The organism is Paenibacillus sp. LHD-117 (assembly GCF_030929555.1).
In the GTDB taxonomy this organism is placed as follows: Bacteria; Bacillota; Bacilli; order Paenibacillales; family Paenibacillaceae; genus Pristimantibacillus.
Genome location: NZ_JAVFVT010000027.1, coordinates 39,125 through 64,632, shown reverse-complemented (window position 1 = coordinate 64,632; position 25,508 = coordinate 39,125). Strand labels below are relative to the sequence as shown.

General features: G+C 53.2%; 21 protein-coding genes. 20 read left to right on the top strand and 1 reads right to left on the bottom strand.

Annotated elements, in window-relative coordinates:
- Positions 1 to 121 precede the first annotated feature (121 nt).
- The 7 genes from RB620_RS20075 (at position 122) to RB620_RS20045 (ending at position 9,514) form a co-directional block, all read left to right on the top strand.
- On the top strand, positions 122 to 1,024 hold the full coding sequence (locus RB620_RS20075) for a LysR family transcriptional regulator (protein WP_308097395.1): 903 nt from the start codon (positions 122 to 124) through the stop codon (positions 1,022 to 1,024).
- Between the two features lie 123 nt (positions 1,025 to 1,147).
- Positions 1,148 to 3,436, top strand: coding sequence for a 5-methyltetrahydropteroyltriglutamate--homocysteine S-methyltransferase (gene metE / locus RB620_RS20070; protein ID WP_308097393.1), 2,289 nt, complete (start codon positions 1,148 to 1,150; stop codon positions 3,434 to 3,436).
- A gap of 128 nt (positions 3,437 to 3,564) precedes the next feature.
- Positions 3,565 to 4,611, top strand: a complete 1,047-nt coding sequence (locus RB620_RS20065) for an ROK family transcriptional regulator (RefSeq protein ID WP_308097392.1) — start codon at positions 3,565 to 3,567, stop codon at positions 4,609 to 4,611.
- Between the two features lie 22 nt (positions 4,612 to 4,633).
- The gene (locus RB620_RS20060) at positions 4,634 to 5,872 is read left to right on the top strand and encodes an MFS transporter (RefSeq protein ID WP_308097390.1); all 1,239 of its coding nucleotides are present in this window, start codon (positions 4,634 to 4,636) and stop codon (positions 5,870 to 5,872) included.
- A 180-nt stretch (positions 5,873 to 6,052) separates the two neighbouring features.
- Positions 6,053 to 6,454, top strand: a complete 402-nt coding sequence (locus tag RB620_RS20055; RefSeq protein WP_308097387.1) for an RrF2 family transcriptional regulator — start codon at positions 6,053 to 6,055, stop codon at positions 6,452 to 6,454.
- A gap of 256 nt (positions 6,455 to 6,710) precedes the next feature.
- The gene (locus RB620_RS20050) at positions 6,711 to 7,607 is read left to right on the top strand and encodes a class I SAM-dependent methyltransferase (RefSeq protein WP_308097385.1); all 897 of its coding nucleotides are present in this window, start codon (positions 6,711 to 6,713) and stop codon (positions 7,605 to 7,607) included.
- 80 nt (positions 7,608 to 7,687) lie between these two features.
- The gene (locus RB620_RS20045; protein ID WP_308097383.1) at positions 7,688 to 9,514 is read left to right on the top strand and encodes an APC family permease; all 1,827 of its coding nucleotides are present in this window, start codon (positions 7,688 to 7,690) and stop codon (positions 9,512 to 9,514) included.
- Positions 9,515 to 9,599: 85 nt separating this feature from the next.
- Here RB620_RS20045 and RB620_RS20040 read toward each other — a convergent pair whose 3' ends face one another.
- Positions 9,600 to 10,055, bottom strand: a complete 456-nt coding sequence (locus RB620_RS20040; protein ID WP_308097381.1) for a hypothetical protein — start codon at positions 10,053 to 10,055, stop codon at positions 9,600 to 9,602.
- A 372-nt stretch (positions 10,056 to 10,427) separates the two neighbouring features.
- Between RB620_RS20040 and RB620_RS20035 the strand changes: the two genes are divergently transcribed.
- From RB620_RS20035 to RB620_RS19980, 13 genes are all read left to right on the top strand, one after another.
- Positions 10,428 to 10,865 carry a hypothetical protein gene (locus tag RB620_RS20035; protein WP_308097379.1) on the top strand — a complete coding sequence of 146 codons (438 nt, stop codon included), beginning with the start codon at positions 10,428 to 10,430 and terminating at the stop codon, positions 10,863 to 10,865.
- 109 nt (positions 10,866 to 10,974) lie between these two features.
- Positions 10,975 to 11,052, top strand: coding sequence for a K(+)-transporting ATPase subunit F (gene kdpF / locus RB620_RS30390; RefSeq protein ID WP_374121436.1), 78 nt, complete (start codon positions 10,975 to 10,977; stop codon positions 11,050 to 11,052).
- A gap of 28 nt (positions 11,053 to 11,080) precedes the next feature.
- A complete protein-coding gene (kdpA, locus tag RB620_RS20030) occupies positions 11,081 to 12,760 on the top strand; it encodes a potassium-transporting ATPase subunit KdpA (RefSeq protein ID WP_308097377.1) in 1,680 nt (559 codons plus the stop codon).
- Between the two features lie 24 nt (positions 12,761 to 12,784).
- The gene (gene kdpB, locus RB620_RS20025) at positions 12,785 to 14,815 is read left to right on the top strand and encodes a potassium-transporting ATPase subunit KdpB (protein WP_308097375.1); all 2,031 of its coding nucleotides are present in this window, start codon (positions 12,785 to 12,787) and stop codon (positions 14,813 to 14,815) included.
- A gap of 17 nt (positions 14,816 to 14,832) precedes the next feature.
- Positions 14,833 to 15,438 carry a potassium-transporting ATPase subunit KdpC gene (gene kdpC, locus RB620_RS20020; RefSeq protein ID WP_308097373.1) on the top strand — a complete coding sequence of 202 codons (606 nt, stop codon included), beginning with the start codon at positions 14,833 to 14,835 and terminating at the stop codon, positions 15,436 to 15,438.
- 73 nt (positions 15,439 to 15,511) lie between these two features.
- Positions 15,512 to 17,848 carry a universal stress protein gene (locus RB620_RS20015; RefSeq protein ID WP_308097371.1) on the top strand — a complete coding sequence of 779 codons (2,337 nt, stop codon included), beginning with the start codon at positions 15,512 to 15,514 and terminating at the stop codon, positions 17,846 to 17,848.
- Positions 17,849 to 17,951: 103 nt separating this feature from the next.
- Positions 17,952 to 19,475, top strand: a complete 1,524-nt coding sequence (locus RB620_RS20010; RefSeq protein WP_308097369.1) for a DUF4118 domain-containing protein — start codon at positions 17,952 to 17,954, stop codon at positions 19,473 to 19,475.
- 2 nt (positions 19,476 to 19,477) lie between these two features.
- Complete coding sequence (locus tag RB620_RS20005; protein ID WP_308097367.1) at positions 19,478 to 20,179, top strand: response regulator; 702 nt, start codon at positions 19,478 to 19,480, stop codon at positions 20,177 to 20,179.
- Between the two features lie 165 nt (positions 20,180 to 20,344).
- Complete coding sequence (locus RB620_RS20000; protein ID WP_308097366.1) at positions 20,345 to 21,349, top strand: LacI family DNA-binding transcriptional regulator; 1,005 nt, start codon at positions 20,345 to 20,347, stop codon at positions 21,347 to 21,349.
- Positions 21,350 to 21,536: 187 nt separating this feature from the next.
- A complete protein-coding gene (locus tag RB620_RS19995; RefSeq protein WP_308097364.1) occupies positions 21,537 to 21,770 on the top strand; it encodes a hypothetical protein in 234 nt (77 codons plus the stop codon).
- A gap of 40 nt (positions 21,771 to 21,810) precedes the next feature.
- Positions 21,811 to 22,770 carry an ABC transporter permease gene (locus RB620_RS19990; RefSeq protein ID WP_308097362.1) on the top strand — a complete coding sequence of 320 codons (960 nt, stop codon included), beginning with the start codon at positions 21,811 to 21,813 and terminating at the stop codon, positions 22,768 to 22,770.
- 11 nt (positions 22,771 to 22,781) lie between these two features.
- Positions 22,782 to 23,678, top strand: a complete 897-nt coding sequence (locus tag RB620_RS19985) for a carbohydrate ABC transporter permease (protein WP_308097360.1) — start codon at positions 22,782 to 22,784, stop codon at positions 23,676 to 23,678.
- Positions 23,679 to 23,791: 113 nt separating this feature from the next.
- Complete coding sequence (locus RB620_RS19980) at positions 23,792 to 25,420, top strand: ABC transporter substrate-binding protein (RefSeq protein ID WP_308097358.1); 1,629 nt, start codon at positions 23,792 to 23,794, stop codon at positions 25,418 to 25,420.
- The last annotated feature ends 88 nt before the right edge of the window (positions 25,421 to 25,508 follow it).

Genomic DNA, 25,508 nt, shown 5'->3' with positions numbered 1-25,508 from the left:
CAAAATGATGACACGGAACAACCCGCTGCCACAGCGGGTTGTTTGTTTTTGCCCGTGGTTGACGCGATGCGCGATAAGATGCTAACGTTACCGTAAACGTGGCAGAGAAGGGAAGATTCCAATGACTTTGCAGCAACTCAAATATGTCATCGAAGTCGCGAATCGCGGCTCCATTAACGAAGCAGCCAAACGTTTATTCATATCCCAGCCGAGTCTTTCGAACGCGATCAAGGATTTGGAAGAGGAGATGAGGATCTCCATCTTCGAACGGACGAACAAAGGAATCTCCTTGTCCAAGGAAGGCGTCGAGTTTCTAAGTTATGCCCGTCAAGTGGTGGAGCAAGCGGAATTGCTGGAAAGCCGCTACCTGAACGCCAAGCCGTCGCCGCAGCACTTCTCGGTATCGACGCAGCATTACGCGTTCGCCGTCAACGCATTCGTTAGCCTCGTGCAGGAGCATGGGCATGAGGAATACGAGCTTACGCTGCGCGAGACAAAAACCTACGAGATTATCGAAGACGTCAAAAACATGCGCAGCGAGATCGGCATTCTGTACCTGAACGAGTTTAACGGAAAAGTGATCAACAAGCTGCTCAAATCCGCGAATCTTCATTTTACCAGCTTGTTTACGGCAAAGCCGCATATCTTCATCAGCATCAACAATCCGCTGGCCAAACAATCGATCGTCACGATCGACCAGCTTCAAGATTATCCGTATCTATCCTTCGATCAGGGCGAATACAATTCGTTCCACTTCTCCGAAGAAATTCTTAGCACGCTGAGCCATAAGAAAAGCATTCGCGTCAATGACCGGGCGACGTTATTCAACCTGCTGATCGGGCTAAACGGCTATACGATCTCGACCGGCGTGCTGAGCTCCGACCTGAACGGCAACGAAATCATCCCAGTCCCGCTCGCGATCGACGAGACGATCAACGTCGGATGGATCGCGCAAAAAAACATGCCTTTGTCGGCGCTAGGCACCGCTTATATCGATGCGCTCCAGCTGGCGGTCGCGACATAAGAAAGGCGTTTTTCGCTGCTTGTTATAGCTAATGACTATGACCAGATATAGATTATTTGAGTTACGCTATATCCGAACTTCCATGGTATCTTTCTTGTAACGATAAGTAGGGAGTGTTGCAAGATGACAAAAAGCAGTGTATTGGGATACCCGCGCATCGGCGCGAACCGGGAGTGGAAAAAAGCGTTGGAGGCGTTCTGGTCTGGCAAACTGGAAGAATCGGAGTTTCTGAAGCAGCTTCAAGAGATTCGAATCGCTCACTTGTGCAAACAGCAGGAACAAGGCATCGACTACATTCCGGTAGGCGACTTCAGCTACTACGATCAAGTGCTGGATACGGCCACGATGTTCGGAATCGTGCCGAAACGTTTCCCGTATGACGGCGGACCCGTTCCTCTGTCGCTCTATTACGGAGTCGCCCGCGGCACCAAGGATGCGACCGCCAGCGAAATGACCAAATGGTTTAATACGAACTATCACTATATCGTCCCCGAGCTCGATGGGGCATCGCCTGTCGTTACCGAGAACAAGCCGTTGATCGCCTACCGCGAGGCGAAGGAAGCGCTCGGCATCGAAGGGAAACCGGTCATTATCGGGCCGCTCACCTTCCTGAAGCTATCCAAAGGTTATAAAGCTTCGGAACTAGACGCCTGGATCGACCGTTTGGTTCCGTTATACGTGCAAATCTTGCAAGAGCTGGAGCAGGAAGGTGTCGCTTGGGTGCAGATCGACGAGCCGATACTCGTGACGAAAGTTGACGAGAAGGATATCGAACGACTGAAGTCCATCTACGGAACCATTGCTGCCAACGTCCCTAACCTGAACATCATGATGCAGACGTATTTCGAATCGGTCGACTATTACCAAGAGATCGTCGCGCTCCCCGTCAAAGGGATCGGGCTGGATTTCGTGCACGGCTTGGCAGGCAATTTGGAATCGATCAAAACGAACGGGTTCCCGTCCGATAAAGTGCTGGGCGCTGGCGTCATCGACGGCCGCGGCATTTGGAAAGCATCGCTTCGCGGGAAGCTGGACCTGATTGGCGAGCTAACGGCAATCGTGCCGGCCGATCGGCTTATCGTTCAAACCTCTTGCAGCCTTCTTCATGTGCCCGTCACCGTTCAAAACGAGTCGAAGCTTCTTCCGGAGCTGAAAGAGGCTCTGGCCTTTGCGGACGAAAAGCTTGGCGAAATCGCGTTGCTGAAGAAAGCCGTTGCTTCCGGCGAGTCGGCGGTAGCCGAAGAGCTGGCGCGCAACTCGCGCGAGCTTCAGGCGATCGAGCAATCGGGCGCCCGCAACAGAGGCGAGATTCAAGCCGCCGTCGCGGCCGTCAGCAAGCAAGAGCCGCTGCGCAGCTTGCCGTTCGCTGAGCGTCACGCGGCTCAGGAGCGCAAGTGGCAGCTGCCGATCTTCCCGACGACGACCATCGGTAGCTTCCCGCAATCCGCCGAGGTTCGCAAAGCAAGACAGTCATGGCGCAAAGGCGAATGGAACAACGAACAGTATAACGCGTTTATTCGCGAGCAAATCGATCTTTGGATCGGTCTGCAGGAAGAGATCGGACTCGATGTACTCGTCCACGGCGAATTCGAACGGACGGATATGGTCGAATTTTTCGGGGAGAAGCTGGCAGGTTTCGCCTTCACCGAATTCGGTTGGGTGCAATCGTACGGATCGCGCTGCGTTAAGCCGCCGATCATCTTCGGAGACGTCGCCTTCGAACAGGCCATGACCGTTGAGGAAACGCGGTACGCGCAATCGAAGACGGCCCGTCCAGTGAAAGGTATGCTTACGGGACCGATTACGATCATGAACTGGTCGTTCGTCCGCGATGACATTACGCGCGAGCAGATCGCATACCAGCTGGCTTACGCGCTGAGACAAGAGGTTGAGGCATTGGAGCAGGCCGGCATCGGGATGATCCAGGTCGACGAACCGGCAGTTCGCGAAGGTCTGCCGCTGAAGGAGAAAGACCAAGCGGAATATTTGGCATGGTCGGTCAAAGCTTTCCGGATGACGACCTGCACCGTGCAAGATACAACGCAGATTCATACGCATATGTGTTATTGCGAATTCCATGACATGATCGACTCCATCGAGGCGATGGACGCTGACGTCATCTCGATCGAGACGTCGCGCAGCCACGGCGAGCTCATTCACAGCTTCGAAGAAAACACGTACAAGCTGGGCATCGGCCTTGGCGTCTACGACATCCACAGTCCGCGGGTGCCAAGCGTCGGCGAAATGACAAACATGATCGACCGCGCGCTTCGCGTCCTCGATCCGAAGCTGTTCTGGATTAACCCGGACTGCGGCCTGAAGACGCGCGGTTCGGAAGAGACGATTGCTTCCTTGCGCAACATGGTGGACGCGACACGAATCGCACGGGAGAAACATACCGTTCAAGTATAAGAAAACAAGGGCAGGCGCTTAGGCGCTTGCTCTTTTTTTGTTGCTGCTTGATTCTCGATCTGTTATGATGAATGAGACTTATTAAACGTCTTTAATAAGTGGAGTTTGGGATACAGGCGGTGATTGTAATGGACGATTTGGTCGCGACCCCCAAAGAGACGAAAAAAGCGATCGAGCAGGGCATCCGGCAAGCTCTGCTTGAACTCGGCAGCGCGACGAAAGCGGAGATTAGCGGGAAGCTCTCCATCAGTTTTCCCACAATTAGCAAATTTCTGGCGCGAATGGAAGAGTCGGGCGAAATCATGACGCTTGGCCTTGGCGAATCCAGCGGAGGACGCAGGGCGATCCGATATTCGTACAACCCCGAGTATCGGCTTGGACTGGCGTTGTTTCTCGAGAAGGAAGAAACGCAGTATATGATTTTCGACAGCAGGGGAGAGACGAAAGAGAAGGGCCGTACCTCAACCTCGTTAACGAAGGATGCAGGCAGCTTGGCCGAACAAGCGGGCAAGATCCTTTCGAAATATCCCAATATCGGCTCTATCGCGATCGGAGTGCCAGGCGCGGTCCGGCTTGGCCGGATCGTATTGATTCCCGACTACCCGCAGCTGCAGAACGTCGACCTCAAAGGTGACTTCGAACAACGATTCGGCATACCGGTCGTCGTGGAGAACGACATGAACGCGGCCGTTCTCGGATATAGCCGCATCCGATTCCCGGTTCACGAGCAACGGCGGCAAACCTTGGTTTACTTGTACTTTGGACAGAACGGACCCGGCGCGGGCATGTTGATCAACGGGGAAGTGGTACGGGGAAGCACCTATTTCTCCGGCGAGGTTTCGTTTGTCCCGCTGCACGACGATCGGAATTTCGGGCAAGCCATGTTCGACGTCAGAGGCCCAGGCGGGATCCGTCACTTAAGCGAGGCAACAATCGATTCGGTAAGCCGGCTCGTCGCATCTCTTGCCGCGATCTTGAATCCGCATGAGATCGTGTTCGGAGAAGACGAAGTAACTAATCGGCAGCTTAGACGAATCGCGCTCGGCAGCGCGGATTATATCCCCGAGGCGCATCTTCCGAAGCTCTCATTAAGCGACCGAGACGACGACTACTTGACCGGATTGCGCGAGCTTGGACTCGATCTCTTGATGGAAGGCGCAACGATAAACAACTAACGGAAGAAACAAGGTGACTGATTTGGCAACATTTTTTTTGCTTCTTATTTATTTGGCATTCATTAGTTTAGGATTACCCGATTCATTATTAGGAACGGCATGGCCGGTCATGCAAAAGGAATTCCACGCGCCGCTCGAAACGGCCGGTTGGCTTTATACCACGATCGCCGCCGGCACGATCGTATCCAGCTTGGCGAGCGGAAAGATGATCGCGAAATTCGGCACGGGCAAAATAACGCTCGTCAGCTGCTTGATGACGGCAGCCGCTTTGTTCGGCTATTCGCAATCGCCGTCGCTTGTCTGGCTCGTGTTGTGCGCGATACCGCTCGGCCTTGGCGGCGGTTCCGTGGATGCGGGGCTTAACCATTATGTCGCCGCCAACTACAAAGCGCATCATATGAGCTGGCTGCACTGCTTCTGGGGTGTCGGCGCTACGATGGGTCCCGTTATTATGGCGAACGCGATGGGCGATGGCTCATGGAGAGGCGGGTACGGAACCGTCGCCGCCATTCAATTCGGACTGGCGATCGTGCTGCTCCTCACGTTGCCTCTTTGGAAAAAGAATAACGGGAACGGCCGTCAGGAGAACCTTGACAACGACAATGCAATTGATGATAGTCCCGTAATCGAAGAAGGCGGAGCTCCGAAACATCCGCTTCGACTGAAAGGCGTTAAATTTTCTCTACTATCGTTTTTGTTATACTGCGGGATCGAGGTCACCGTTGGTTTATGGGGAAGCAGCTATCTCGTCGAGCTCAAAGATTTGCCTGCTTCCGTCGCCGCGCAATGGGTCTCCATGTACTATGGAGGCATTACGGTCGGCCGATTCATCACGGGGTTCGTCACATTCAAGCTAAGCAACCGGATGCTTATCCGCATAGGGCAAATGACGGCTTTGTCGGGAGCGGCGCTGCTCGTGCTGCCGCTGCCGCAAGCATTCTCATTGGCAGGTTTCTTGATCATCGGGTTAGGTCTCGCGCCGATCTATCCCTGCCTGCTTCACGAGACGCCGGTCCGCTTCGGCCAAAAAAACGCGCAGACGATCATGGGCTACCAGATGGCGGTCGCGTACACGGGCAGCACGCTCGTCCCGCCGATCGTCGGTTTTCTCGCAGTGACGTTCTCGATCGGCGTCTTTCCTTACTATTTGGTGGCGACCGCGGCCGTCATGCTGATTCTATCGGAACGTCTGAACGTTTATTTCCATCGGCGAAACCAAATCTCTCATCGGCGAAACCAAGTTTCTAGCCGACAAGCATAACGAAAGAAGGCCGCCTCGCGAGAGGCGGCCTCCTTTCGTTTTATGGCATTACGAGCACAAAGATCAATATCGACATTGCCATACAATCGATAACCTATTGCATCGCCGCTTGACGTCTGCTTGCATTAAAGTTATTATAGACTCGTGAAGTCTGTAAAAGCGGTAGAGGAGGGTTCCGACATGAAATATTCGAAGGCGACGAACTATGCCCTTCACACGATGCTTTTTCTTGCGGTCGCCACGCCCGAGAAACCAATCGGCGTGCAGCTGCTTGCCGAGAAGCAGAACGTATCCCCGACTTACTTGTCCAAAATTTTGACGAAACTTGTTAAGGCCGGGATGATCGAATCGGCATCGGGCGCGAGCGGCGGATACCGGCTGAAGCGGAACTGGGAGACGATCTCGTTCCTCGATATCATTCACGCGATCGAAGGGACGACCTCCTTATTCGATTGCAGCCTGGACCACGGGCCGGAATGCTTGATCCAGCAAGTCGTTCTTGAGGCGGAAGAGAAGATGGAGCAGCAATTACGAAGCAAGACGATGTACGAACTTGCCAAGTCGATGAAAAACGTTCAATAATAAAGGTTGTTTAAAAAGCCCAATTTTGATCACGATGGTTCTCAAGAAGCCTATTCGACTTCGAATCTTGAATTCAGCCGGAACTTCCGGTGCTCACGTAGCCTCCAGCTACGCTCCGCTCCTCATTTCCTAGCTTCTTTCAACCTTCTTGGTGCTGAAAACCGGGCTTTTTGAACATGCACTAATTGGGCGTTTTTTCGCCTTAATTATAGATATTATTTATCCTTAAAATCTAATTTATATGGAGGTTAACGAAATGACCGATTTTTTTGACGCTGCCAAGTGGGAGCAAGCATGGAAGAACGACCCTCATACAGGCGTAAACAAAATGAAGGCAGCCGGCATCGATACTACGCATGCTTTCGATTATAAGGCGGTTTCTTTTAACAAAGAAGTGTTCAGCGACGAGGGCAAACGGCGGACGAAACGGATCATGAACTGGATCGAAGGACAAGGGGTACGCTTTCAGGATGCAACCGTCCTCGATATTGGAGCCGCATCGGGCGGATTCTCGGTTCCGTTCGCGGAGCGAGGCGCTATCGTTACCGCCGTCGAGCCATGCCTGCCTCTTGCCGAGCTACTGTACGATAACATCAAGCAAGCAGGCGAAGGGGGAGGGACGGTTACCGTCGTGAAGGAGCCGTTCGAGGAAATCGACATTGACGCGAGAGGCTGGCGCAAAAAGTTCGATCTCGTCTTCGTATCCATGTGCCCGGTCATCACCGATTGGGAAAGCGTGGAGAAGGTGATGAGCTGCGCCAAACAGTTTTGTTACATCAGCTTGCCGGCGGGAACGATGGAAAACAGTCTCAAGAACGAGATTTTTCCGCTCGTGACCGATCAACCTCACAAACACGAAAATATGGAGATGGCTTATTTACTCCATTTGCTCTACCTTAAGGGTTACGCATATGAATCGATCGTAACGAGGGAAGCGAAAACGACGGTAGTCGACCATGCAAAAGCGCTACAGGATGCGATGGTTTGGCTCGGCAAACACGATCAACAATTGGATGAAGGGACCAAAACGATCGTCGCCGATTATTTGGAACGGACCTATCCATCCGGTCAGGTTGTCGTCCATGAAGGCGGACGATACGGCAAAGTGCTTGTTCGATTGCAGGATCAGAGCATGTACACGCGAGAGCAGTAAATGCTAAAAACCGCCGAAGTGGGGAAATTAAACGTGGCACGAAAAAACCATGTCTATCCTTCAAGTGGCGGTGATCGGTATTGTTTGCAACCATAAAAAGAATTTTGATCGGGCGACCTCTCAAATCGACAGAGCTGGGGGAGCAAAAGCTAAATAAGAAAAAAGCGCTGGCCATTCTGTCATCCGATGCTTTGTCATCGGTCGCATACGGCCCAGAGCAAATTTTGCTCGTGCTTGTGACCGTAAGCATGTCGGCATTCTGGTATTCGATCCCGATCGCGGTCGGCGTATTGATCCTGCTCACCGCATTGATCTTGTCCTATCGGCAAATCATCTTTGCTTATCCCCACGGCGGCGGGGCCTACGTCGTTTCCAAGGAGAACTTGGGCAAGTATCCGGGGTTGATCGCGGGAAGCTCGCTGCTCGTGGATTATATCTTGACGGTCGCCGTAAGCGTCTCGGCAGGGACGGACGCCATCACATCCGCCTTTCCCGGCTTGCATGAATACAATGTGCCGATAGCCGTCTGCTTTGTCATTCTCATCACGATTCTGAACCTCAGGGGAGTGACGGAATCCGCATCAATTCTCGCTTATCCGGTTTATCTGTTCGTCTTAGCCTTATTCATTCTGATCGGGGTGGGACTGTTCGATATTTTATCCGGCGGCGTTTCGCCCGAACGACACGCACCGATCGGAACGCCGGTAGCCGGGATCAGCTTGTTTTTGTTATTGAAAGCATTCGCGTCGGGCAGCTCGGCCCTCACTGGTGTAGAAGCGATATCGAACGCCATTCCGAATTTCAAAACGCCAGCTCCGAACAATGCATCCAAGACGTTGATGGCCATGGGGATCTTGCTTGCGATATTGTTTTCGGGCATCGTGTTCTTGGCGTATTACTATGGAGTCACGCCGATCGAAGAAGCCACAGTCGTCTCCCAGATTGCCGAACAAACCTTCGGGCGCGGCTTCCTATATTATGCGATCCAAGGCACGACGGCTTTAATTTTGGTGCTTGCCGCGAATACCGGATATACGGCTTTCCCGCTGCTAGCCGTCAATCTTGCGAAAGATAAATTTATTCCGCGCATGTTCATGATTAGGGGAGACCGGCTCGGGTATTCGAACGGGATCATCATCCTGGCGATCCTGTCGATTGTGCTGATCGTCGCGTTCCATGGAAAAACGGAACAATTGATTCCGCTATACGCGGTCGGCGTCTTTCTCCCGTTTACGCTGTCGCAGAGCGGGATGATGGTCAAGTGGATGCGGCAAAAGCCTGAAGGATGGGTGGCGAAGCTCCTCACGAATACGATCGGAGCGATCATTAGTCTGATCGTTACGCTGATGTTCTTCTTGACGAAATTTAATCAAGTATGGACGGTGCTCGTCTTCCTGCCGCTGATCATTTTACTGTTCCGCAAAATCAACAAACATTACGAAGCCGTAGGGGAGCAATTGCGCCTTACCACCTGCGAACCAGCCATTCCGATCGAAGGCAACGTCATCATCCTGCCCGTGGCGGGCATCACGCATGTCGTCGAACATTCCCTGAATTACGCGAAGTCGTTGGGCGCGAATCAGATCATCGCGGTCTACATTCCGTTCGAACGCGAAGACGAGGCGGTTTTCGAAGAGAAATGGAAGAAATGGGGACAGGAAGTCAGGCTCGTCACGCTGTTATCTCCATACCGCAGCATTATCCAGCCGCTGATGAAGTTTATCGATACGGTGGAGCGCAAGGCGAAGGAAGCGAATTACCAGGTAACGGTCATCATCCCCCAATTCATTCCGAAGAAGGGATGGCACCACTTCCTGCATAACCAGACAAGCTTCTATATTCGGGCCCGCATGCTCTACCGTAAGGATGTCATCGTTACGACGGTACCGTATCATCTCAAAAAATGAGCGGCCTCGAGCGAGGCCGCCAGCTTATTGCCAAATACTAAAGCGGTATGCCGAGCACCGATTGGGGTTCGGCACTGCCGTTTTTTTAGTACAACACGCTATAATAGGCCGTCGCATGCTTCATGATCGAGGCAGGCTCCTCGCTATTCCCGAAGCGATTATTCCCCGCATTAGACTTCAGATCGCTTAAAGCCTCCAGAACCAAGTCAGACTTGCATGCTCCCCAGCAGCCACGTTCCCGCTCAGCGTACTCGATCGCTTCGCCGACGGTCATCGGCTTTAGTCGATGAAGGTAAGATGCCCATCTCACAATATCGAATCGATGTCCGGCAGCCGATAGGGTACATGAACCCCATCCCGCATGGTCTCCGCATACGATCCTCAATAGACCGTATCGACATCTGACGAACGTTCCTGCGCCAGCATCGAAGGCTGGATCGACATCGATCTCGAACAACTCCATCCCATTGATACGCGTCTCGTTTAATGCTGTTTCAACAACCGGGAGTACCTTTGGCTCCGGATCTATTCGCGTGCCCATCTCCGCATCCCCTTATCGCACATAGTCGTTCAGCCTCGTCAGCAGTTAGCCAATCGGCTTGAAATCGATGATACGCCCTCGGATCCGGCCATGTAAAATCATCCAAATTCATTATAGAAGTAAAATTCGCGATATTCGCTTGTTCTCGGCGATTGCCATGGACAAAAGAAGGTTTATTAGGAAAAGGGGCTGCTTTTCTTCCAATTTTGTTTTCGAAACGCGCAGTCCGGCCGATTTTTATGTTTTTTTTATGCCCGGAGCCGATATCTTTACCCCCTTTTTATCCAAACCCGTACTATGATGGATTTGTGATTCCGGACTTCGTGAATGGCCTGCGCCTTCCTGCGGAAACCTAAAGAGGAGATACCTGCCATGCATAATTCGCAAGAAATCGTCTTAGTATCGGCTCCCAATCTGGTGGGAGAACAATTCGTCAAATCGCTGCAGCTTAAGCGAGTCCCGTACGCGGCTATCGTGAATAACAATCAGGAATATGACCGCATGCGCAGCCTCGGCGTAGAGAACATCATCACCGTCAATACGATCGATGATGATACGTGGGTCATGCCCGACATCCGCATCGGCAGAGTGTACTTATTCGAAAAAAGCATGAATCTTTGCTGCCGGTACATCCTCATTTGCCGAAAATGGACGGTAAAGCCGATCTACGTTGTCACAGAAAGCATCAAGCCGAAGCTGATGTATCGGGGACTCGGCGCCAATTACGTTCTCTACACAAGTGGCCAGGATACATCCTTCCTGATTACCGATGACATGGAGGAAAATTCAATCCAGAAGGAGGAGGCTTAGCCATGTTGGATATCTATATGATTGTTTTGCTCGCCGTCACTTTTGGCGTCTTTTACGGATTCATGCATTGGTGCAATCGCGTAATCGACGAGGGAGGAGAAGGAAAACGATGATTGTGGTACTCGCCTTTACACTGCTTTTATTTTTGTATCTCGTTTACGCGCTAGTAAATCCCGAAAAATTCTGATTCGATTGTCACTTAAGGAGGATGCCGTATGGGCATTTTGCAAATCGCCATCGTCTTGGCCGTGGTTGCGTTGTTGGTCAAGCCGGTTGGCACTTACGTCTATCATGTGTTTTCGAATGAAAAGAACCGTACGGACCGTATATTCGGTCCGATCGAACGCGTAATCTATTCGCTTATCGGCCTGAAATCGCAAGCCGGCATGACCTGGAAGAAATACGCGCTCAGCTTCTTGCTCACCAATATGGTGCTTGTCGCGGTTAGTTACCTGATCCTGCGTCTGCAGGACTTGCTGCCGCTTAATCCGAACGGAATCGGCAAGATGGAGCAAACGCTTGCCTTCAATACGGTGATCAGCTTTATTACGAATACGAACTTGCAGCATTACAGCGGCGAAACGGGACTTACGTACTTCTCCCAGATGGCCGTTATCATGATGATGATGTTTACGTCGGCCGCAACAGGCTTTTCCGTTGCGATCGCGTTCGTAAGAGGGTTAACTAGCAAAGGCGCGACGATCGGCAACTTCTTCCAAGACTTCGTCAAAGCGCATACGAGGATATTCATTCCGGCAGCCCTACTCGTAACGCTCGTTCTTGTAGCGCTGCAAGTGCCTCAGACGCTGCAATCGACGCTTACCGTCACGACGCTGGAAGGCGAGCAGCAATCGATCGCGATCGGTCCGGTTGCGGCGCTGGAGTCGATCAAACATATCGGGACGAACGGAGGCGGTTTCTTCGGCGTCAACTCGGCGCATCCGTTCGAGAACCCGAATCCGCTGACGAACGTCATCCAAATCTTGAGCATGTGGCTGTTGCCGGCGGCATTGCCTTATACGTACGGCCTGTTCGCCAAAAATAAAAAACAAGGCTGGGTCGTGTTCGGCGCCATGATGACTTTGTTCATCGTATTCCTGACGACCGTATATGTCGCGGAGACGCAAGGCAATCCGGCCATGAACAGGCTTGGCATCGACGCTTCGCAAGGAAGCATGGAAGGCAAAGAAGTACGCTTTGGGATTCCGCAATCCGCATTATTCACGGCCGTTACGACCGCCGCGACGACGGGTACGGTTAATAACATGCACGATACGCTGACGCCGATCGGCGGACTTGTGCCATTGGCCGAAATGATGTTGAACGTCGTATTCGGAGGCAAAGGCGTCGGTCTCGTGAACATGCTCATGTATGCGATACTCGCCGTCTTCCTAGCTGGCCTTATGGTTGGCAGAACGCCCGAATTTCTCGGGCGGAAGATCGAGCCGAAGGAGATGAAGCTGATCGCGATCGTGATCCTCATTCATCCGTTCATCATCCTCGGTCCTACGGCGATCGCCTTCATGACCGATCTTGGCCAAGGCGCGATTACGAATGCCGGGTTCCACGGCATTACGCAAGTCTTGTACGAATATACATCCTCGGCGGCCAACAATGGCTCGGGCTTCGAGGGACTTGCGGATAATACGCCATTCTGGAACATTACGACCGGACTTGTCATGATGCTCGGCCGGTATGTCTCTATGATCGCCATGCTCGCCGTGGCCGGATCGCTGGCACGCAAACAATGGGTGCCCGAGACGATCGGGACATTCAGGACGGATAATAAGTTGTTCATGGGCATTCTGCTTGGAACGGTATTAATCATTGGAGCGCTCACGTTTTTGCCTGCGGTTGTGCTTGGACCGATCGCAGAACATTTGACGCTTCGCTAACGGAATGGATGAGGTGACCAATCGATGAGTACAAAACGAAAAACGCTGTTGACGGCTCCGATCGTGAAGAGTGCGATAAGTGACAGCTTCAAGAAATTAAATCCTGTGGCGATGATGAAAAATCCGGTCATGTTCGTCGTAGAAGTCGGCACGTTCGTCGTGCTTCTAATGACGCTGTTTCCCGGGTATTTCGGCACCGACGGACGCATCGGCTTTAATCTGACCGTGTTTCTAATCCTGCTGTTCACCCTGCTGTTCGCGAACTTCGCGGAAGCATTGGCGGAAGGCCGCGGCAAGGCGCAGGCCGATACGCTCAAGAAATCGAAACAAGAATTGACGGCCAACAAGCTCGTCGGCAGCAACCTTAAGGTCGTGAATTCCACCGAGCTTCGCAAAGGCGATATTGTCGTCGTCTCCCAAGGAGAGACGATACCCGGCGACGGGGAAGTCATCGAAGGCCTCGCTTCCGTCGACGAATCCGCGATTACCGGCGAGTCCGCTCCCGTAATCAAGGAAGCGGGCGGCGATTTCTCCTCGGTGACGGGCGGAACCCGCGTCGTCAGCGACAGCATCAAGGTGCGCATCGTCACCGATCCCGGCGAGTCGTTCATCGACCGCATGATCTCGCTCGTCGAAGGAGCCAAGCGGCAGAAGACGCCGAACGAGCTGGCGCTTAATACGCTGCTGACGAGTCTTACCCTGATCTTCCTGATCGTGATCGTCACGCTTGCGCCTATTGCCAAGTACGTAGGCATCGAGCTCGAAGTCCCCGTCTTGATCGCCTTGCTGGTTTGTCTCATTCCGACAACGATCGGCGGTCTTCTGTCCGCCATCGGGATCGCAGGCATGGACCGCGTTACGCAGTTCAACGTCATCGCGATGTCAGGCAAGGCGGTAGAAGCCGCAGGGGATATCAACACGATGATTTTGGATAAGACTGGAACCATCACGTTCGGCAACCGGATGGCCAGCCAATTTACGCCGGTGGGAAGCGAAACTGCGGAAACGGTAGGCCAATGGGCCGCGATCAGCTCAGTGAAAGACGAAACGCCGGAGGGACGTTCCGTGCTTGAGCTTATGAAATCCGAGCAGATCGGATATCAAGCGGAGCTTGCCGAGGGAGCGGAATTTATCGAATTCAAGGCAGAGACGCGCATGAGCGGGATGGATCTGAAGGATGGGCGCAAAGTACGCAAAGGCGCCGTCGACGCCGTGAAAAAATGGGTTGCCGCGCAAGGAGGACCGATTCCGAGAGATCTGGACGAGAAAGGCAATGCCATCGCATCCAAAGGCGGAACGCCTCTAGCGGTTGCCGTAGACAATCGAATTTATGGCCTGATTTATTTGAAGGATACCGTAAAGCCCGGCATGCGGGAGCGGTTCGACCAGCTTCGCAAGATGGGAATCAAAACGATTATGTGTACCGGCGACAATCCGTTAACGGCCGCCACCATCGCTCTTGAAGCCGGCGTCGACGACTTTATCGCGGAGAGCACGCCGGAAGACAAAATCGCGGTTATCCGAAGGGAACAGGAGCAAGGCAAGCTTGTCGCCATGACGGGCGACGGAACGAACGATGCGCCGGCTCTCGCGCAGGCCGACGTTGGACTCGCGATGAACAGCGGTACCGCCGCGGCCAAGGAAGCAGCCAACATGGTCGATCTCGATTCCGACCCTTCGAAGATTATCGAAGTCGTCTCGATCGGCAAGCAGCTGCTCATGACGCGCGGCGCGCTGACAACCTTCAGCATAGCGAACGACATCGCCAAATATTTTGCGATTATTCCAGCCATGTTCATGCTCGCGATTCCGGAGATGGGTGTATTAAACGTCATGAATCTAGGATCGCCGATGTCGGCTATTCTATCGGCGCTCATCTTCAACGCGATCATTATCCCGCTGTTGATCCCGCTGGCGATGAAAGGCGTGCCTTACAAACCGATGAGCGCATCGAAGCTGCTTGGGAAAAACATGCTAATCTACGGTCTTGGCGGTGTAATCGTGCCATTCGTCGGCATTAAGGCCATCGACTTGATCGTCCATCTATGGGTTTAAGAAAGGAAGGATACCACATGAATCATTCGGGAAGCGCTTCGGAGTCGTCCGGCGGATCGTACTTGACTGTCGCCATCCGAGCCAGCATAGTGTTTATTATACTCTGCGGCATCATCTATCCGCTCGCGTGCACGGGACTTGCGCAGCTGTTCATGCCGCACCAGGCGAACGGCAGCTTGATCGAGAACGCGGAGGGGCAAATCGTCGGATCCGAGCTTATCGGGCAAAAGTTCGCAGATCCTGCTTACTTCCATGGCCGCGTATCCAGCATCGACTATAAGGCCGAGGCATCCGGATCGAATAACTACGCGCCGTCGAACCCGGATATGCTGGCGAGAACCAAGGAATCGATCGAAGCGTGGAAGCGGGATAATCCCGACGTGCCGATCAGCGATTTGCCAATCGCGCTGATTACGAACTCCGGCTCCGGTCTGGATCCGCATATTACGCCGGAGTCGGCGGATGTTCAGATCCCCCGGATCAGCAAGCTGACTGGAATTCCAACTGAGCAGCTACAAGAGCTGGTCAAACAGCATACGGAAGGGCGCGATCTTGGCGTCTTCGGTGAACCTCGCGTAAACGTGCTTAAGCTGAACATGGCGCTCGAGCAAGCATTACAATAAAGCATGACGCCCTGCCTATTCCGAAACATAGGCAGGGTACTTTCATGTCGTACGGCAAAAGGGGGAAACGTCCATGGAGACGTTCAGGCGCAAATCGCCGGAGGAGATCCTGCTCTCGATCTCCAAGCTTCATCGTGGGAAGTTGACGATCATCATCGGTGCGGTTAGCGGCTCGGGAAAAACCTATCACATGCTGCTAGAAGGGCAGTCGCTCAAACAACAAGGCGTGGACGTCGTCATCTGCGCCGTGTCCACAATGGGCAGACCCGAGACGGTCGAGCAGCTGGGCTCGCTGGAACGGGTGCCGAGCATCCATTGGCATAAGGGGACGACGGAGAAAAAAGATTTGAATCTCGATGCATTGATCGCGCGCAACCCGGAAGTTGTGCTTGTCGACGGTCTCGCCCACCGGAACCGTCCCGACGCGACATACTCTACGAGACTTGAAGATATTCGCTTCTTGTTAAGCAGAGGGATCAGCGTCATTACAACGGTCAATGTCTACGAGCTTGAGGGCGTGACCCGCATGGCCTATCGATTGACGGGCATCGAAGCGGAAGAGACCGTTCCCGCGGAAACCTTGGAAACAGCCGATGAGGTGCGACTGATCGACGTGACGCCGGAGACGATGTTGAAACGGATCGGCGAAGGGAACCTGTGCGGCGTTAAGGATACCGCGGTGCTGAAGAAAGGCAATCTCGGCGTACTGCGTGAGCTGGCCTTGCGATTGATGGCGGAAGACGTAAACGATTCCTTAGAGAAACATAGGGAGGAACAAGGCCTGATCGGACCTTCCGGGGCCACGGAACGCATTCTGGTGTCCGCCCAATACCATTGGAACGGTTCCATCTACATCCGCCGCGGCCAGCAGGTGGCCAAACGATTGAACGGCGATTTGCATGTCGTGTCTTTCGTCAAGCGGGGAATCGCGCTGAGTAAAGAAGAAAGCACGTTCAAACGTTCGATCGAAAAACTGACGGACAAAATCGGCGCCGCGTTCACGGAGCTCCCGTATCCGGGGAGGAGGCATATCCCGAAGTCGTTGGTGCGTTACGCCATGGACAATGGTGTAACACGAATCGTGCTTGGGCATTCCAAGCACAGTCGTTGGAAGGAGCTATGGCAAGGTTCGATCGTGAACGGCATATTGAGGCGGATCCGGAACGTCGACGTTTTTTTCGTCGCGGACAGGGCGGATCATGAAGGCGAACGCATTTTGCCGGCCAAGTCCCAATCCCGCGTCGACCGGACGCAGCCTTACAGACGGTTAAGCGAGCAAGAAGTGGAGCGGCAGATCGACCGCATCCGGCGCGGCACGTTTAAGGTGTATCTTGGCGCAGCGCCTGGCGTCGGGAAAACTTATACGATGCTTCGCGAAGGAAACGCATTGATGCGCAAGGGGATCCAGGTCGCGATCGGTCTCCTCGAAACGCATGGCAGGCAGGATACGATCGGCCAGATTAACGGCCTGCCGCTTATCCCGCAAGCCGTCATCGATTATCGCGGGACAAAGCTCAAAGAAATGGATGTTCCGGCGATTCTGGAGCGGAATCCGGAAGTGGTGCTCATCGACGAGCTTGCCCATACGAACGTGCCGGGCAGCAAAAACAAAAAACGTTACGAAGATGTTCTGGACGTATTGGAAGCAGGCATTTCGGTCATCTCCACGATGAATGTGCAGCATTTGGAGAGCTTGAACGACGCGGTAGAGCAAATTACCGGCGTCCGTGTCAGGGAAACCGTCCCCGATCGCATTCTGCAGCTGGCCGACGAGGTCGAGCTGATCGACGTAACGCCGGAGCGGCTGCGACAGCGCATGCGCGAAGGGAGAATCTATGCAGCCGAGAAGATCGATCAGGCGTTAGGCAACTTTTTCAAAACCGGCAATCTCATTGCGCTTCGCGAGCTCGCGCTCAGGGAAATCGCGGATGATGTCGATGAAAGGCTTGAAGCATGGGAGCGCAAGGAATCGCTTCGAGGGCCTTGGAGGAGGCGGGAAAGCATTTTCGTAGCGGTAACGCTAAGCTCGAACGCCGACCGGCTCGTCAGGAGGGGCTTCCGGATCGCGCACCGTCTCAAGGCGGAATGGCATGTCATGTACGTCCATCCGTCACCGAGCATCCTGGAAAAAGATCAGAAGCGGATCGACGCGATCCGCGAATTAACGGAACGGCTTGGAGGCCGGTTCGAGGTTACCTTGGCAAAAACCGGGCGCGACGTTCCCCGCATGCTGCTCGGCCACGCCTTTTCCTTCAAAAGCACGCAAATGATTATCGGGCAATCCGCGAGAGGCTGGTGGCAGTCCTTGCTGCGGAAGTCTATCGTCAGGTCGATCTTAAGCCGGGGACGGCATATGGATGTGCTCGTCGTGGCCGATTTCGATCCGGAGCTGAAGCACGCAGAACCTTAAATGGGATACCTGCATTCCTTGCTTTATACAAAGCAAAGTGTTGCCATCGCAAGTCTCTCATGTGTATGATGGTGCTGATAAGATCGTAGGATGTGGAGTGCGGATGGTTAAACAAAGGGCTTACTTGTGGGTAACGGTATCGATCGTTATTATTACTCTATTATTTGGCACATGGCGGGATTCGTTCGATTTGGTCAATATCGCGCTATTATACTTGCTGCCGGTGCTGCTAAGCGCCGTGTACGGGGGAAGAGGTCCTTCCCTCTACGCGGCGACTCTTGGCCTGCTCTCGTTCGACTTTTTTTTCGTCCCGCCCTATTTAAGTTTTGCCGTTTCGGATTTGCGTTACATCGCAACCTTCGTTGTATTCTATATCGTTGCCACCTTGACGGCAAGCTTGGCGGCCCAGCTGAAACGACAGCTAAGAGAGTCCGAGCAGAAAGGCGCGTACACCGCTTCGCTTTATGCCATCAGCAAAGAGCTGAGCGCCTTCACCGATATTCAAGCCTTGCTGAGGAACGTGTCGCAACAAGTCTCGAATAGCATTCGCAAGGAGGCTGCCATCTACTTGCCCAATCGCAAGGACGAACTGGAGCTTAGCGTCTCCTCATCAGACGCCATGGAATGGGGAGGCGGCGAAGCGGAGCTTGCCATCGCTGATTGGGTATACCGGAACGGCAGCATGGCGGGGAAGGGAGCTGCCAGGCTAAGCGGCTCGTCCGGTCTGTACATCCCGCTTCGGACCGAGGATCGAATTCACGGCGTGCTTGGCGTCAATCTCGGAAACGCGGAGCTCTCCAAAGACAATTTGTTTTTTCTCGAAGCGCTTGGAGGGCTGGCAGCCAGCGCCATTGCACGGGTCAAGCTTAGCGAGGAAGCGAAGCTTGCCCACCTCACCGCCGAATCGGAGCGGCTTCGCACCGCGATATTGGACTCCGTCTCGCATGAGCTCCGAACCCCGCTGGCCACGATCATCGGATCCGCTTCGGCCATGATCGAAGGAGACCGTCTGTTCTCGGACGAGGACCGGATGGATCTGCTCCATACGATCCGCGACGGCGCACTTCGGATGAACCGTCTCGTGTCCAACCTGCTCGGGATGGTCCAGCTCGAGAGCGGCATGCTTCGTCTTCGCCAGGATTGGTGCGACGCGGAAGACATTATCGGCGTCGTTCTGAAGCAGGTCGAAGATTTTCAAAAGCATCGGCGATTGGTTGTGCGTCTTCCCGAGCAGGTTCCGATCATCCTGGGCGACGAGGTGCTTCTGGAGCAAGTCATGACGAACGTCGTCAGCAACGCGATCAAATATTCGCCCGATTATTCCGAAATTACAATCGAGGTTAAAGCGGAAGCGGGTACCGTCTCCATTGCGGTCGCCGATACCGGAATGGGGATCGAGGAGTCTGAAAGAGAACGCGTCTTCGATAAATTTTATCGCGCGAAGATGACGAGCCACGTGCCGGGAACCGGCCTCGGTCTTGCCATATGCAAAGGAATCGTGGAGCTGCACGGGGGTACGATTACGGCTGAGCCGAACGGAGCCCGGGGCACGGTCATGACGATAACCCTCCCCGCGCATCGAGAGGCTCATGCGATTCCGAATGACAGGGAAGGGAGCATCGAATAACGATGAGCACAAACGAGAAAGGCGCCAAAATTTTGATCATCGACGACGAACCCCAAATCCGTAAGCTGCTCAAAGTAACGCTTCAGGCGCATCGCTACGATATCGCCGAAGCGGGCGACGGCGAAGCGGGTGTCATGCAAGCGTCCATAAGCCATCCGGATCTGATCGTTCTCGATCTAGGACTGCCGGAAATGAGCGGCATGGACGTGCTCAGAAGGATTCGCGAATGGTCCTCGGTGCCGATTATCGTGCTGACGGCCAAGGACAGGGAAGAAGATAAAATTGCCGCGCTCGACGGCGGCGCGGACGATTATGTCACGAAACCGTTCGGCATGGGGGAATTGGTGGCGCGCATTCGCGTAGCACTGCGCCATGTCGCCAAGTCGGCCAATGAACCGATACTTCGGTTCGGCGAACTCGTGATCGACCTGGCCCAACGGAACGTCGAATTGGGCGGCGAGAAAGTCAAGCTGACGCCTACCGAATACGATCTTCTCAAAATTTTGGCTTCTAACGCGGGCAAAGTCATTACGCAGCGCCAGCTGCTGCAGCAAGTGTGGGGCGGCCACGCCAGCGAAACGGAGCAACATTACTTACGCGTTTATATCGGCCATCTTCGCAAGAAGCTGGAGGAAGACACAACGCGTCCGCGGTTTATCGCAACAGAACCCGGCATTGGTTATCGATTCCTAACGCAGGAGTAGCGGAGAACAAAAAACAATAATCCCGTGCCATCATCGTTTTTTATTTGAGAAACATTGACAAAGCAGACGCCTATATCATAAAGTAAAGCTATGTAAACGTTTACGCTAGATTATTCGCTTGCGGTAGACGATTTGCATAATCGAATGGAACATAGGTGTGTGAATATGACTGATAACAAAAATATAAGCATCAAAGACGTGGCCAAGCAGGCCAATGTTTCGACGGCTACCGTATCGCATGTCATTAACGGCACGCGGTTCGTCTCCGAAGAAACGAAACAGAAGGTCCACCAGGCGATGGACGACTTGAACTACCGAATCAACTCCGTGGCACGATCGCTTCGCAGCCGCAAATCGTTTGTCATCGCGTTTCTGGCGCCGATTCTTGCCTCGGAAACGTCGAACTTTTTTTTCATGTCGGTCGCTGCCGGCATTCAAAGCGTGCTGAAGCAGCATCAATACCATCTCGTGCTTAGCGATTCCCACGAGGAAGAGGCGTTCGAGACGGATGAAATCCGGATGCTCGGCTCTCAGATGATCGACGGCCTCATTATGGCGCCTTCAAGCAGAGAGCTCGATTACGAGCGGCTGTTCGGCGATTATCCCGTTATTTATTTGGACCGAGTGCCTGTTAATTGCAGAAGGGACAGCGTCGTGGTGGACAACAAAACCGTATCCAAGGAAGCGGTTCAAATGCTGATCGCGAAGGGGCATACGCGAATTGCCTACCTCTCGGGTCCGCTTACGCTCACGACGACGGAAGAAAGGTACGCCGGATATCTCGATGCCTTGTCCGAAGCAGGCATTGCGCCGGATCCTTCCCTTATCCGAATTGGCGAAGTTTCGCTCGCCAGCGGATCCAACATGACGGAGTCCTTGCTTCAGGAGCAGCCGACGGCGATATTCGTGACGGATAACGTCATGGCGATGGGCGTCATCTCTTACCTGCAGGAGAAAAAAATCAATGTTCCCGATCGTATGGCCGTCGTCGCCTACGACGAATTCCAATGGACACGCATTACGTCGCCTCCGCTTACCGTCATCGAGCAGCCTGCCTTCGAATTAGGCGTGAAAGCGGCCGAGGTGATGCTGGAGCGTATCGACAACGCCACAGCATCGCTGCAGGAACATAGGCTTACAGCCAAACTAATAGTCAGACAATCGAGCTGACTATTCTTTTTTGACTGATACGTAAACGATTGCGCAAACGATTGATTGATTGCATAATATTCTACTTTATGGGGTAGTTGATGCCTAGCATGCTGAGACGCTTATTAACGGCGATCGGATTCATGAATTAGCGGCCTTAGCAGCTGCGAAAGAAACGTCCGCAACCTCTGCGGGCCGGCGTTTATCCATGCCGGTTCGCCAGGGGAAGCGGATTTTTTTGAAAGAAAATAGGAAAACTAATCGAAAGCTTACGATCGAAATGGCTGATAAACTTAATCCTAAGAAAACCGTAAAAATAGCCTTGACGTGTGTGCATGAAAGCGCTTATAATCAAGACAAACGATTACGTAAACGTTTTTCTGAAGAAAAAGAATCGCAATTCGTCATGAAAGATGAAATCAGAACCGATTTACGAGTATGACGTAAACGATTGCGCAAGAGGGTGGAAGGTGGAATGAAAGATGAGAACGGCAGAGCCGGAAGTGCTGCAGCAAACGAAGGGGAGCAGCGGGCGCGGCAACCGCACCTGGGTAAAGATCAGACAAAACTATGAGCTTTACTTGTTTCTGTTGCCGGCGGTAGCGATTTATCTCGTGTTTAGGTATTACCCGATGTACGGCGTTCAAATCGCGTTCAAGGATTTCCGGGCGAGCAAAGGAATATGGGGCAGCGAGTGGGTCGGCTTCGAGCATTTCATCCGGTTTTTCGAAGCGTACAACTTTTGGCCGATCATGGAAAACACCATTTTGTTAAGCGTGTACTCGCTCGTCTTCAGCTTCCCGGTTCCGATTATCGTGGCGCTGATGCTCAATCAGATGATAGGGAAACGATATAAAAAGTTCGTGCAGACGGTCATCTACGCGCCGCATTTCATATCGACCGTCGTGCTTGTGGGGATGCTGGGCGTATTCCTCTCCCCGAACAGCGGTATCGTGAACCATGTCATCACATTCTTCGGCGGCGAACCGGTCCTGTTCATGGCAAGCGAAAGCTGGTTCCGGCCCTTGTATGTGCTCTCCGGCATTTGGCAAGAAACGGGATTCGCCACCATTATTTATTTGGCGGCTCTCGCAGGCGTTAATCCCGAGCTGCACGAGGCGGCCGTCATGGACGGGGCCAGCAAGTGGAAGCGGGTGAAGCATGTCGATATCCCGAGCATTCTGCCCACGATCATCATTTTGATGGTGCTGGCGCTGGGCAACATCATGAGCGTCGGCTTCGAGAAAGCGTACCTGATGCAGAGCGATCTGAATTACGCGGCTTCGAACATTATTCCGACTTATGTTTACGAGCTCGGTATTCAAAAGGCGCAATACAGCTTCTCCGCCGCAATCGGCCTATTCAACGCCATCATTAACGTAGTGCTTCTAATAACGGTAAACCGGGTAGCCAGACGGCTGACGGAAACCAGCTTGTGGTAGGGGGAATAACCATGAATACGCTGCTTGCTCGAAAAACGAAAAGCGATGTCTTGTTCGACATCGTCAACTATACGCTACTAACAATCGGTATGCTGCTCATTTTGTATCCGCTTTATTTTGTGCTCATCGCGTCCTTCAGCGATCCTAACCTGATCTATTCAGGCGAAATATGGCTGTTTCCGAAGGGGCTGACCTTGGACGGCTACGAGCGGATCTTCGCGGATTCGTCCATCTGGATCGGCTACGGAAATTCGCTTCTGTATGCGATCGTAGGAACCGCGATCAGCGTGACGATCACGCTAATGGCCGCTTACCCGCTGGCGCGGAGGGATTTGATCGGCCGGAGCGCGTTTATGTGGTTCTTTATGTTCACGATGTTTTTCGGCGGGGGATTGATCCCGACTTACTTGCTGATCAAGGACCTCAACATGATCAATACGATTTGGGCGCTTGTCGTTCCCGGAGCCGCAGGCGTGTTCAATATCATCATCGTACGCACGTTTTTCCAAAGCACGATTCCGGACGAAATGCGAGAAGCTGCATTCATCGACGGCTGCTCGAATACGAGATTTTTTCTCCGCATGGTGCTGCCGCTGTCTAAGCCGATCATCGCGGTAATGGTGCTTTACCACGTCGTTGGCTTCTGGAACGGATTTTTTGACGCCATGATTTATTTGAACGAAGAATCGAAATTCCCGCTCCAGCTCGTGCTGAGAAACATCCTGGTTCAGAATCAGGTCAACTCCAGCATGATGATCGACGTCGAATCGTATGCCGCCAAGCTCCGAGTGACGGAGCTGATCAAATACGGCGTCATTATTATCGCAAGCTTGCCGCTGCTGGCGCTCTACCCGTTCCTTCAGCGTTATTTCGTCAAAGGGGTCATGATCGGCTCCATCAAAGGGTAATACGGCGCGAGGCCGTACTCAGCTTGATTATCGCCGGGTGACGTAAAACCGCGGATCGGATCCCGGATGATGATAAATAAACATATAGAACCGTTAAGGGAGGATCATCACAGATGAAAAAGACCGCAGTCGGCATGGTTTTAACGGCCAGTTTGATGCTTTCCGCTTGTACCGGCAACAATGGCAACCAAGCGCCTGAGAATGGAGGAGCGAACGGAGGCAACAAACCGACCGGCGAGGAAGCGAGCTTCAACAAAGAGGGATTGCCGATCGTCGATGAAACATTGACGCTCGAGATCGTTTCTCCGAAAGCCGCGCTGGCGCCGGAGTATAACGAAATGGAAATTTTCAAGCGTCTCGAAAAGGATACGAACGTTCATATCAATTGGACGAACATTCCGGACACCGACTATCTCGAGAAGAAAAACCTGCTGCTGGCGAGCGGCGATCTGCCTGACGCTTTTTATGCTTCGCAATTTTCCGATTATGAATTAATTACGTACGGCGAAGACGGCACGATCATTCCGCTGGAGGACCTGATCGATCAATACGCTCCGAATTTGAAGAAGCTGCTCGAGGAAAGGCCGGATGTGAAAGCGGCGATTACCGCTCCCGACGGCCATATCTACGGCTTGCCGACATGGGAAGAGAACGAACTCGGCACGAATCCGTTCTTCCATGTCATTAACAAGCAATGGCTCGACAAGCTGGGACTGAAATTCCCGGAAACGCTTGACGAGTATACGGAAGCGCTTGTCGCCTTCAAAACGAAGGACCCGAACGGCAACGGCAAAGCTGACGAAATACCGCTCAGCTTCATGCATATGCAGTGGTGCATGGATATCGCGGGCTTGTTCGGCGCCTTCGGCCTGCCGGACAATCTGGAGCACCGGATCGTCCGCGACGGCAAAGTGATCTTTACCGCTACGCAGCCGGAATACAAGGAAGCGCTCACTTATTTCAACGAGAAATGGTATAAGCAAGGCCTGATCGATCCGGAGTCGTTCACGCAGGACGCTCCTCAATATTTGGCGAAAGGCAAAACGCCGGACCCGTCGCTCGGCTCCTACGTTTGGTGGGAAATCGAAGAGGTCGTCGGCACGGAGCAAGCGGCCAACTATGCGCTCGTACCTCCGCTTACCGGCCCGACCGGCAAAAAGACGATCGGAAGAGGCAACGGCGGCGGTCCTGGCAGGAACGCCTTTGTCATTACGAAAGATAACGAACATCCGGAAGCGACGATGCGCTGGATCGATCAGCAATATGAGCCGTACATGGCCGCGCAAATTCACTGGGGACCGATCGGCGTCATTTACGAGAAAGACGCGAACGGCAAGCTGGTCAACCTTCCGCTAGAAGAAGGCGTATCCATGGGCGAGTTCCGCCAGAAGGTCGCGCCGAACGGCGCCGGCGTCATTACGGCCGAACATTTCAAGACGATCGTCGATATGGAGCCGCGAGCGAAGCAGCGGAAGACGGATCTGGAAAAATATTACGAGCCGTTCATGGAGAAGGAAAACTACCCGACGATTTTCTTCCTGCCGGAAGAACTGGATACGATCAACCAAATCGAACCCGAACTGATCAAATTCGTAAACACGCAGCGCGCGAAATTTATCGTGGAAGGCTTGGACGACAAAGCGTGGGACAGCTACGTGAAGACGGTGGAAGATATGGGTCTTAGCAAGCTTATGGAATTGTACCAAACCGCGCTTGACCGTTACAAGGAAGCACAAAAGTAATAGCTAGGAAAGGTCGGCTCGGGATGTTGCCTCTCTTAGACGGCTCCATCCCGGCCGTATTCCTCATTAGATGAAGTTCAAAAAGTCC